11 protein-coding genes are annotated in these 11,550 nt (G+C 38.4%); 3 read left to right on the top strand and 8 right to left on the bottom strand.

What is annotated here, in order from left to right:
- Positions 1 to 88 precede the first annotated feature (88 nt).
- Positions 89 to 682, top strand: coding sequence for an ACP phosphodiesterase (locus ACEW8O_RS17740; RefSeq protein ID WP_373495966.1), 594 nt, complete (start codon positions 89 to 91; stop codon positions 680 to 682).
- Positions 679 to 1,140 carry a hypothetical protein gene (locus ACEW8O_RS17735; protein ID WP_373495965.1) on the top strand — a complete coding sequence of 154 codons (462 nt, stop codon included), beginning with the start codon at positions 679 to 681 and terminating at the stop codon, positions 1,138 to 1,140. Before ACEW8O_RS17740 ends, ACEW8O_RS17735 begins: the two co-directional genes overlap by 4 nt.
- Here ACEW8O_RS17735 and ACEW8O_RS17730 read toward each other — a convergent pair.
- The 6 genes from ACEW8O_RS17730 to ACEW8O_RS17705 form a co-directional block, all read right to left on the bottom strand.
- Positions 1,137 to 2,177 carry a porin gene (locus tag ACEW8O_RS17730; RefSeq protein WP_373495964.1) on the bottom strand — a complete coding sequence of 347 codons (1,041 nt, stop codon included), beginning with the start codon at positions 2,175 to 2,177 and terminating at the stop codon, positions 1,137 to 1,139. The genes ACEW8O_RS17735 and ACEW8O_RS17730 overlap by 4 nt on opposite strands.
- A 46-nt stretch (positions 2,178 to 2,223) precedes the next feature.
- Entirely contained in the window at positions 2,224 to 2,763 is a 540-nt protein-coding gene (locus tag ACEW8O_RS17725; RefSeq protein WP_373495963.1) for an inorganic diphosphatase, read from the bottom strand.
- 251 nt (positions 2,764 to 3,014) lie between these two features.
- Positions 3,015 to 4,130: a hybrid sensor histidine kinase/response regulator gene (locus tag ACEW8O_RS17720; protein ID WP_373495962.1), complete on the bottom strand. Its 1,116-nt coding sequence runs from the start codon at positions 4,128 to 4,130 to the stop codon at positions 3,015 to 3,017.
- Positions 4,123 to 6,234: a 7TM diverse intracellular signaling domain-containing protein gene (locus ACEW8O_RS17715; RefSeq protein WP_373495961.1), complete on the bottom strand. Its 2,112-nt coding sequence runs from the start codon at positions 6,232 to 6,234 to the stop codon at positions 4,123 to 4,125. Before ACEW8O_RS17715 ends, ACEW8O_RS17720 begins: the two co-directional genes overlap by 8 nt.
- The gene (locus tag ACEW8O_RS17710; protein WP_373495960.1) at positions 6,225 to 6,941 is read right to left on the bottom strand and encodes a hypothetical protein; all 717 of its coding nucleotides are present in this window, start codon (positions 6,939 to 6,941) and stop codon (positions 6,225 to 6,227) included. The genes ACEW8O_RS17715 and ACEW8O_RS17710 overlap by 10 nt, the downstream gene beginning before the upstream one ends.
- Positions 6,942 to 6,945: 4 nt before the next feature.
- Entirely contained in the window at positions 6,946 to 9,168 is a 2,223-nt protein-coding gene (locus ACEW8O_RS17705) for an Rv1355c family protein (RefSeq protein ID WP_373495959.1), read from the bottom strand.
- Between the two features lie 268 nt (positions 9,169 to 9,436).
- Here ACEW8O_RS17705 and ACEW8O_RS17700 point away from each other — a divergent pair, with 268 nt between their 5' ends.
- A complete protein-coding gene (locus ACEW8O_RS17700) occupies positions 9,437 to 9,910 on the top strand; it encodes a response regulator (protein ID WP_373495958.1) in 474 nt (157 codons plus the stop codon).
- Here the strand turns inward: ACEW8O_RS17700 and ACEW8O_RS17695 are convergent.
- Positions 9,907 to 11,109, bottom strand: coding sequence for an alanine dehydrogenase (locus tag ACEW8O_RS17695; protein ID WP_373495957.1), 1,203 nt, complete (start codon positions 11,107 to 11,109; stop codon positions 9,907 to 9,909). The two genes, ACEW8O_RS17700 and ACEW8O_RS17695, sit on opposite strands and share 4 nt — an antisense overlap.
- A complete protein-coding gene (tsaE, locus tag ACEW8O_RS17690) occupies positions 11,102 to 11,545 on the bottom strand; it encodes a tRNA (adenosine(37)-N6)-threonylcarbamoyltransferase complex ATPase subunit type 1 TsaE (protein WP_373495956.1) in 444 nt (147 codons plus the stop codon). The genes ACEW8O_RS17695 and tsaE overlap by 8 nt, the downstream gene beginning before the upstream one ends.
- Positions 11,546 to 11,550: the final 5 nt, after the last annotated feature.

Here is an 11,550-nt window from a genome sequence, read left to right as displayed (position 1 = left end):
AAACTTAATTCTTCCTGAATTTTTGACATCTATTCTTAAATTTGGGGCAAATTACATACATAACCCAGACTCTAAAATTATCTCGTAAGTGAATTATCTCGCACACGCATATTTATCTTTTGGAGACCCAAAAGTTTTGATTGGAAATTTTATCGGTGACTTTGTAAGAGGAGACATAGAAAATACTTATGAAAAGGATATCGTTGTAGGTATCAAGCTCCATTGGGAAATCGACAAGTACACCGATAACCATCCTGTTGTAAGGGAAGCCCAATCCATATTAAGACCTGAATACGGAAGATATTCTACTGTCATTACCGATATGTACTTTGATTATTTTTTGGGAAGGTATTGGAAAAATTATTTCCCCAAACCCATTGAGGAATTTGCCGAAAATGTCTACGCCATCATTGAGGAACATAAGGAGATCTTGCCTGAGAAATTCCTGATGACATTTGGCTATATGAAATATTACAATTGGCTGACAGGATACGGAGATTTGGAAGGCATCAGAAGGGCATTGACCGGCATGTCCAAAAGGACCAAATTCGATTCCAAAATGGAAACAGCCCATTTGTTCCTTGACCAACATCATGAATATCTAAAGGTTCATTTTGGTGATTTTTTTGAAGACGTGGTCAGCTTCTCCAAAAAATCCCTTGCAGAATTAAGATCACAATGATTCATTGCAAACCAAAATCAAGCACCTACTTTGCCCTTGGACTAATAGTGGTGACTTTAGTGGGTGGCTTGATTTATACACTAAATCATTTTGCAACGCAAAGGACCTTCGGTTTGCTGATTTATCTTTTTTCGACTGTATTATTGACTTTGGTGATCTTATTGCTTTTGGTCAAAATGATGGCAGCCTACAAATTCATTTCTGCCGGAAAAGGAATTATCATCACCCAACTTCCCCTTAGAAATCAAACCAAAAAATATCTTTTGAACCAGGTTCTGGTTTGGGATGAAGAGCAGATCATTGCAAACAAAAGAGAATTCAAACAACTGACCATAGTTTTTGATGACAAAAGCTCGTTTTCCATCAGTAATCACGAGCATATCAATTATGATGATTTTGTCAAATACATTCAAAAATCATTGTCAAAGAAGAAGGCTCCATTAAAAAAGAAACCTTAAAACCTGACAGCCAATGAACCGGTCACTGCTGTGTTCCCTTTACTGAATTTGGCTTCGGGTAATTGAAAAATAGCTTCCCGGCTCATGAATTGTCTGGCTTCAATTCTGACCAAGGCAGATTTGCTGATCTGGTAATCCAAGTTAACTGACAATCCGGATACTTTTAATCCTTCATTGAGGATAATACCCACAGGATCAGAATAATACTCTGCTCTTCCTGCTACAAAAAACTTCTCTGCAAATCGACGGCGCAAGGAAGCCGTAAGTCCAAACCACTGATGGGTTCCGGCAAAAAATGCCTCAATTCCATAATCCGCCCCTACGGTTATTCCCCAGTAATTTTTCTCGTATTGGGCATAAAAATTATTGAAAAACCTGTTCATCCTGACGGGCTGTGGATTTTCATCGCCGAAGAAATTTGCATAGTTGATTTCCAAACCTTCAAATGGTCTATGGTTCACTCCGAACCCAATTGCCATAGACTGGTTTCTGGAATCTCTTTGAATATTCTGCCAGCCATTTGCCAACCAAAGTTGAAAATCAGTTTTGTCGCTATATGCGTAGGAAAATCTTGCGCCTGTCAGAAAATAAGGTGAGTTTTCTGCCAGCAGACTTCGACTAAGATGCCAACAATCCATCCCATACCAACTCTCAAACCCAATGTGAGATGGCATGATACCCACATCAAGCCATAACTTTTCATTCAATTTCACCCCTACCGAAACCTCATTGAGCATTTGGGCCCATGTAGGTTCAGCGGCCAGGTTGAACTGGGCATAGGTACCTCCCATGATGGCCAGGTTCGCACGAATATGATTATCCTCATAACTTGCCTTCAGCACTGCCAAGTTGATGCTGAATTCATTATGCCTCGTGAAATTATACAGAAAATCAGGCCTTAGGTGATTTTCAGGTTGGTTGAAGTCATAATTGTAATAAGCCTCAATATATCCGGAAAACTGGATTTTGGGAGATTGGGATTCCTGGGCCAAAAGTTGGTGGCAAAAAATAATTATCAAAAACGAAAGATTTTTCATATCGGTTTGGTCAGAAAAAAGCCCGGAAAAATTACCGGGCTATTATTTATCTCTGCGTTCTGATGTCCCTGTCGTACAAATCAATACTTTCCTGAATGATCCTAAAAGCTTCTTCCTTTCCTAAAAAGTCCTCAACTTTAACTTCCTTATTCTCCAGTTTTTTATAGTCTTCAAAAAACCTGTGCACTTCTTTCATCAAATGAGGAGGCAATTCATCTATGTCATTGATATAATTGACAGATTGGTCTTCCGATGCCACAGCAATGATCTTGTCATCAGCTTCTCCCCCATCCACCATTCGCATGACTCCTATCACTTTGGCTCTTACCAAAGTCATGGAAGGAATATCAATCTGGGAAATGATCAAAATATCAAGTGGATCATTGTCATCACAAAATGTCTGTGGAATAAAACCATAATTGGCGGGATAATGTACGGCTGAAAACAATACCCTGTCCAATAGCAACATGCCGGTTGTTTTATCCAATTCGTATTTTCCTTTACTTCCTTTGGGGATTTCAATAACCCCCATCACATACTCAGGAGCTTCCTTACCAATATTCACATCATGCCATGGATGAATCATAACTAAAAACTTTTAAATGAAAACAGATTAATTCATCGCAATTTAACTGCAAAATGCTTTTCAAACAAAGGATGGTGAATTGTAAAATATGAATATCACCCTTTTTACTGGTTGCTGACATTTTCTATAAACGGGGCTAGAAGACCGAAGACGGAAGACGGAACAAACCTGAAATTTAGAGTTTGGCAAATTAAACTTGGGGCTTTCAGATTTACTTTTGCCATTACGGATTGTTTTATTGAAAAAAACTGTTATTCAACCATTTGTTTTTCATTTTGCGGTACTGCAAGTGTCGGTAAATGTATCGTCACTTTGGTTCCTTGATTCACAACTGAATTAATATCTATCTTTCCTCCTAACTGAGTTACGGATTCTTTTACCATGTACAATCCAAGGCCTGACCCTGCACTTTTTTGGGTAGCTCTTTGAAACAGGTTAAAAACCTCCCCTAAAAAAGCGCGCTCAATCCCTATTCCATTATCTTCAAATACTAGATTCGCTGAATTGCCATTGCTTTCTACTGAAATCCAAATGGCTTTATTGGGATTGTTTTCTATTTGGTAATTATATGCATTGCTGAACAGGTGATTCAGAATTACTTTTAATTTGGAATCATCTGTAAAAAATGGACCTGATTGGTTAACATTGACAATTATATCAATCCCATTCAAATCCCACTTATTCTTGAAAGAGGCCAGTTGCTCAGAAACAATTTCATTAAAATTGATTTCAGCAATTTTATTCTCAATTTTGGTGGCACGATAAAAATCCATTATTTTAAATATATAATCGTCTAGTTTATCGGTAGCCGAATCTATCATGTCAAAATATTCTCTTACAGATGGGTCTTTGGATACCATTTTTGCAAGATTTGATACACTTGAAATACTCATTAATGGCCCCCGGAGCTCATGCGACAAAGAATACACAAACTGGTTCATTTCAGAATGAATTTTTTGTAACCTTTCGTTTTTGTCTTTCAATTCTTTTCTGGTAAAATAGATCTCCGCAGCATTCTTAATGGCAATTTTCACCTGATCAATATTCCAAGGCTTGTCAATGAACCTATAAACCTCCCCTTTATTGATGGCGTCTATCACACTTGCTATGTCCGAATATCCCGTCAATAAAATCCTGATAGGGTCAGGATTGATTTTCATTAATTTCTCAAAAAATTCTACCCCAGACAGCCCTGGCATTCTTTGGTCTGCAATCACTACATGGATTTCCTCCTTAGCTGCTATCAACAAACCTTCCTCAGCAGTCAAGGCTGTAACAACCTTAAACTCTCTTCTAAGACTTGCCCTAAAGGAGTTAAGGTTATTATCCTCATCATCTAAATATAAAACTATGATCTTATCAGTCATTTTGCGGGGTCAATTGATAAATAGGAAGTGTTATAATGAAATTGGTACCCTTGCCCTCTCTTGACCTTACTTCCAAAGTACCCTTATGATTTTCGATGATGGTATATACAATTGAAAGCCCCAAACCTGTTCCTTTGCCTACCGCTTTTGTAGTGAAAAAAGGTTCAAAAATCCGTTGTCTTACCTTGTCGGGCATACCGGGCCCGTTATCTTCAATTTCTACAATTATACTGGTCTCATTTTTACTCGTCCTTAAAATGAGTTCAGGATCAGGGTTTTTGTCGAGATTATCCAAAAGCGCATGGATACCGTTGGTAATAATATTCATAAACACCTGATTGATTTTTCCCGGCAAACATTCTACCATAGGTAAGGATCCGTATTGCCGGTTTACTTTGATTTTGCCGTTCATCGAACTACTGAGTAAAATCAATGTGCTGTTTAAACCGTCATGAATATCCACTTTTTTCACATCCTGTTCATCCACTCTCGAAAAAAGGCGCAGGCCCTTGACAATCTCCACGGTTCTTTTGGCGCCATCCTCCATGCCCCGCAACAATTGGTCAATCTCCTTGAGGAGATAATCGAATTCTATCTCATGTTCTTTGTCCTGAATGGCTGATTTAGAAGCTTCAGAAAACTCTACAATTCCCTTTTCTCTGTAAACCTCCACCACTTCCAACAGGTCTTTAATATCCCTTTTTAATGGCGCTATATTGGAGCTGACAAAATTGATGGGGTTATTGATTTCATGCGCAATGCCTGCGGTCAATTGTCCCAAAGAAGCCATTTTCTCTTGATTGACCAATTGGGTCTGCGTGTTTTGAAGATTGTGTAAGGTGAGTTCCAGTTCCTCAGTTCTCTTTTTGACTTTTTCCTCCAGATTTTCATTTTGCTTGATAATGAGTCTTTCATTTTCCTTCATAATCTGAAGTTTATCCAACTGCTCCTTATCTTTATCTTTGATCAGAATATTGATTTTATCTGCAAGTGCAAAAGAAAGTAAAACCACCTCTAAAGCAGATCCCAGCGGCATGATGAAAGCTGAAAAAACCGTGTATGGTAAAATTCCCATTTCACTCAACACAAACCACAAAATCCCCAACATAAATATAGACCATGCCAATAAATAAAATCTGGCAGGACTATAGCCTTTGAGCCAGACATAAACCGCAACTAACAGAACATACAGCACTACAATGGTCTGGGTCACCAAAAGAACTTGGTAACTTAAGGTCAACGAAATAAAGAGTGCATTGATAAAAATAAAAATGTAAACGGCATAAATAAAATAAAAGCCTTTGTCCAGTTTTGGTAGAAACACTTTTGTGTGTAGAAAAACCCTGAGAAACCAAATACCGGCGATACTGACCAAAGAGGAAAACATCACCCCACTTCTCAAGTTGATCCAGATATCATTGGGCCAAATCAACTCTTGAGTATAGCCCAAAATGGCAGATTGGGTAAGCCACACCAGAAATGTATGTATCACATAAATCAAGTATACTTTGTCCCTGATAGAAAAGTATAAGAACAAATTGTAAAACATCAATCCGAAAAGAACCCCGGAAAAAATCCCAAAAAACAGATTTTCTTTTTGAATTTGTTTATTGATAGATTGTAGGTCAGATATGGAAGCAAGGATTACCTTTTTGTTGACACTTTCAATCCTCATGTAGATCGTATAGGGCTGACCCTTTTCCAAATTTAACTCGAAGACAATATTTTTGGACGGGATTAATCTGTCATCAATCCTGACCTCTCTTCCCCCGATCTGACGCTCAACAACCTCACCGTCAGTCACCAAATAAATCTTAAGGTTGTCTAAAGATGTATTATTTATTGAAAAATACTTTTTATTCTCATTGGAATCATTGATGATTTTATATTTCAACCATACAATCCGGTCGTTGATCCCGAAGTTTTTTGATGCTGATTCAACTCTATTAAAATCCTCCGAAAGAATTATTTCATCAACAGTGAAACTCTCATTACGCTGTTCAATGAGAAATTCGTAGGCCAAATCTATGCTTGGCGGGTTTTCCTGAATTACATTTACAAAGCTAAGGATGCTTAAAATGAAACTTAACAATATTACATACATAGATTTAAGCGCCAATCAGGATTTTCTATCAAGAGGTCATATCTGATTTCGATATTTCCCTTGGGTGAATTTTCGGTCCTGATACTATCAAAATTTTTCCTTAAATCAAATATATATCTTTTTTCCGTAGGTAAAGCCAGAGGTATGTTTTCTACATCCCTCAATACTGCACAGGTAGAAATGAAGTCAACGTTCGGATATCTGAACTTTCCTTTTTTTCCCAGACTTTCTTCTACCTGAAAGCCTTTGTCCAGAGTTGGTTGGATCGTGACCTCTGAACAGAGGGCCAAAAGTGACTCTAATTTCAGTTGAGAAGCAATGGCTATAGCTGTCCTTGAAAGAAACAATGAACCAATGCCATAACCTGCTATAGACTTTGAATTCCACATGCCTGCTACTTCACCTGTTCCGTTTTCACGGTAAATATCCACTACATCAAAAATCTTTCGGTCAATCTTGGCAATTGCCTCTTCTATGGGCAAAGGATACCCCCTGTTCGCAATATGAATTCTCACCCCACTGACCATAATCCCGGTCCGGATATCCTCTACGCTTACTACATAGACATAAGGATTGTACATCCAAAAATTGTTTGAAGAACTGACTTTTGTCACACCATATTCTCTTAAAACATTGGCATGACCTTCGATAAATCTCAGGCAAGATGTAGGATCATCAATTGCCCTAAAGGCTTTGAAACTAAACATATTTTTAATTAATTTTTAGGGTGGTTAATACATCTCTCCGGTATGATTTCACCACCTTTCCTTTGGTGATGTTCAACCGGAAAAGAAAAATTTCTTCTTCGTTATTTTCTTTGCAGACAAGATCTGCAAATTCTTTGTAACTTTTTGTAATTAATTCTGACTCAAATGGGGTAAATCTATTTTCATCTCCTTTATAAAGCTGATGGTACATAAAAAGAGAAGCTGTCACTGGCTGAAAACCTATTTGCTTCATATTGGCGTGTACCCACATTCTTTGTATGGCTTTTCCTGCATTCAAAAAAGAGCGCGGAGAAAACTCATTGGCTGTCAATAGGCAAATGGCTGAAGCTGATTTAAAGGTATTGTCAGAAATCCTGGTAAAACCCTGACCTAGCTTATGGTCTCTGATAAATTTCATTGCCTTGGCATTGTTGATCATTTTCAAGGCTGCCATATCGGCAACGCCAAGGTCAAAAGTTCCCAGGTCAATTCCGTCTTTGGTTATTTCAGCTTCTGAATTGGTCCATCTGATTTCTTTGACAAAATCATTGTACCCCTCCACATTGATCATCCTTACCCAATCCATCAGGCCGTTTATTTTTGCAAACCTTTTGATCTGCTCTTCCAGATCAAAAATCCTGAGTTTAAAACCTGCCTCGGAAGCCATCCCGGTCAATTCATCGAAAGTTGAATCCTGAATGGGCTTTCTCTCTTCATTGAGTCGATTGGTAAGTCTGCTATCGATAAATGGCGTTAAATAGGCATATTTATCAGGTAAAGCAGATCCTGCTTTTCGGTCAAATTGAATACTTGCAATTTTCTCCTCTCCAAATTCCGTGATATGGGGTTTAATAGAGGTTTCGATGCCCATTTTTAGACATGTCAACCTGATATTTTCCAAAGCTGCCCCAAAAGAAATCAAGGAACCCGTTCCCTTAAAATCCAGCAAGGATTTACTTCTTTTCTGATCATGAAAAAGGTGCAGCACACCTTTGTCCGAAAAAACCCATTCCCAAGGCTGCATATTCCCTCCGGAAGGGGCACTGTTTGCAATTTCTACAATTTTGAAAAGTTCATCATCCGAAAGTTTGTAATCTGAATTCAGATCATTTGATATACCGTATTCTTTCTTGATCGAAACATCAAGTTCCTTTGAATCAACTGTTGAATTTGGAGACAGGTTTTCCGGCCCCACTTGAATCAGTTCGTCAAGGTCAACATAAAAGCGTCCCGAATCAGTCATTTGATCCAAAAGGATATTTTTAGCTGTATGGGCACCTATTGCCCCACCTAAAAACACGGCGGAAGCCAATTGAGGCCAAGAAGAAATGCTTTGGTTAATTTCCAACAAGGAGGCTTTCATCCTCGAAGAAAGCGTCTCAAGGCCCGTGATTTTAAGTCCAAAAGTAACCTTTTCCTTCATGGAAAGATTTTTGAGGTCCCGGTAGTTTACATCTCCCATATACCCATGAAAAATCTCCCTTTCCGGTTCAAGGTCAAATCTTTCAATATCAAGCATCCCCCTATCAGAAGTATCCATGATGACCGGAATTCGTTTTTTCCTGGCAACTTCTCTTAGCAAAATTTTGATATCCAGGCTGTCACATTCGTCAACCACTAAGTCCAATTCTCCTCCTTCGGTAAAAAATTCCTCTATATTTTCTTCATTGACACCTTCTTCAAACAGCGTCACTTTGAGATATGGATCGATTTCCAATATTTCTCTTGCGGCAATGGTGGATTTTTTGAGCCCAAGATCTGTAATACTCGCTCTGATTCTGTTCATGTTGCTGAGCTCAAGTGTATCAAAATCAGCTAATCTGAGCTCCCCACAACCTCTTTCAAGGGCTAAAGCCAAAGCAATACTCTGTCCAACGGAAAGGCCAACTATTCCTATTTTCTTTTGGGAAAGTTTTTCCTGTTCTGAAGGAGTGATTTTATAATGGTTACGGATGGTCCTGACCTGAATAAATTCTTCTTCGGGAAGTACATGAACTAGGGTGTTTTTCCAAGGGTAAAAAACCCAATTTCCGTAATCAAATTTTCCATTGATCTCAAAAAATTCTTCTACTTGATTAGACAGCTCTTCTTTTGTATAAATTTTTCTCGGATTTCTCAGTTTGATTAGTTCCGAAACCTGACTTTCTATCTCATCTACCATGACCAGCATAGGAAGATCATTCAACCTCAACAGAAGTTGTTCGTCAGTTTTTTTTTGCGGGTCCAATAAAATTATTCCCGATCGATTTATTAAATCAGGTTTCAATACAGTGTGCATTAGAGGATAACAAGGGTGATTATCAGGAGTAAAGATAAATTTCTTTCCCAATTTTTTATCATAATACATTTAAAAAAAATCTAACTATGAATTATTATTTTAATATTTTTTTAAATGATTTTTTTTTAAAAAAATAATTTTAATACTTTGTATGCAGATTAATCCAATTGCCCGATATTAATTTGCATTTCGAACAATATTCATCCGAATAAGCCCCATGATACATTCACCCGAAGAAAAAATAAAAATATTGTATGTAGATGACGAAGAAAACAATCTTCAAGCCTTTAAAGCGACTTTCAGAAGAGATTTTAAGATCTTTTTAGCCTTGTCTGCCGATGAGGGAAGGAAAGTTTTGAAGACAGAAGACGTACATATTATCATTACTGACCAAAGGATGCCTGATGAAACAGGCGTTGACTTCCTTTCATCCATCATACCGATCAATCCTGATCCGATCAGAATTTTACTCACAGGTTACACTGATATTCAGGCAGTGATAGACGCCATCAACAAAGGCCAGATCTACCATTATCTTACCAAGCCTTGGGAAGAAGAGTACATGCGTAATGTCATCCAAAATGCATACGAGGTATATCAACTCAGATTGGAAAACAGACAATTAACTTCTGACCTTAGTGACATCAACAGTCAGCTTGAATTTGTATTAAGACAAAATCTTCTTTCTTAATATCTGGCAGCAAGTAACAGCAACAATTCTTTGTGGGTCATGGAAAATTTCCTTGCCAGATAGGCATTGGTCAGGCTACCTCTGTAGGTATATACTCCTTTCATGAACCATTTGTAATTGAAAACCATTTCCTCTGCGCCTCCAAGATCCGCCATCTGTAAAATTATTGGTGTAAAAATATTGCTTAACGCAAAAGAGGCTGTTCTGGAAACCCGGGAAGCAATATTTGGAACGCAATAATGAATCACCCCATGCCTGACAAATGTCGGCTGTTCATGGGTTGTCATTTCTGAAGTCTCTATACAGCCACCTTGGTCGATTCCAACATCAATCAGAACACTGCCCTCCATCATAGCGGCAACCATTTCCTCACTGACGACAATCTTATTTTTGCCCTTCTCTGCTCTCAGAGCACCGATGACCACATCTGCTTCTTTCAGTGCATTGCTCAAGGTAAAATTATCAATGGTAGATGTAAATATCTGTTGGCCTAAAAGATGCTTGATCCTACGGAGTTTGTAAATATGGTTGTCAAAAACCTTAATATTTGCACCCAAACCCAAAGCCGTACGCGCTGCATATTCTGCTACAGTTCCTGCCCCAATAATGACCACCTGCGTAGGAGGCACTCCTGTCACCCCGCCCATGATCAATCCTTTTCCATTATTGACACTGCTCAGGTATTCGGAAGCAATAAGCATCACTGTACTTCCGGCAATCTCACTCATAGCCCGTACCACAGGCATCCCGCCTACTTTATCTTCCAGATGTTCATAGGAGACTGCCGTTATCCTTTTCCTATTTAAAGCATGGATAAAATCAGCATTTTGCTTTCCAAGTTGAATGGCTGATATCAAACAAGAGCCTGACCGCATATAATCAATCTCCTGTTCTGTGGGCGGTTCGACCTTCATGACCACTTCAGCATCAAATGCTTCTCTGGGAGAATAAACAACTTTGCCCCCGGCATCAGAATATTCCTGATCTGTAAATTTGGATTCTTTGCCTGCATTGGTCTCTACCAAAACTTCCTGACCATTATTCACCAATAAGCCGACGGCATCAGGTGTGAGTACAACCCTTTTCTCCTGCACAGCAGATTCTGCAGGCAAACCAATCACCAAAGAGTTCTTTGAGTTTTTTATTAACTTTGCGGACTCTTTGGGATATAAACTTACCCCTTCCGTTATCTCAACCATTTGAGTTCCCATTTAAAATCTGCTTTAAAGTTACTTTGCGATTTCCATTTTCCTGAATTTCAATCGCTATCAATATAAAATCAAGCGGTAAAAATCCCGGTATTTTTTCTGCCCATTCAATCCAGCAATAATTGCCGCTGTAGAAATATTCTTCAATTCCTATTTCCAGTACCTCTGCCGGATCTTCCACTCTATAAAAATCAAAATGATAAAATACTCTTCCATTATCATTCCAATATTCATTGACCAAAGCAAAAGTCGGACTGGAAACCCTGTCTTCTATTGCCATTTCTTTGGCAATGGATTTGATTAGGGTAGTTTTACCCGCACCAAGGTCTCCTTTGAAAACCCAGATTTTTTCCTCCCCACAAAAATCCACTATCATTTTGGCGATATCTTGGATTTCTTCAAGTCTATAGGTATAGTTTTTTTTCAAATTTA

The organism is Aquiflexum sp. (assembly GCF_041749095.1).
In the GTDB taxonomy this organism is placed as follows: Bacteria; Bacteroidota; Bacteroidia; order Cytophagales; family Cyclobacteriaceae; genus Aquiflexum.
This window is presented reverse-complemented; position numbering and strand designations above follow the sequence as displayed.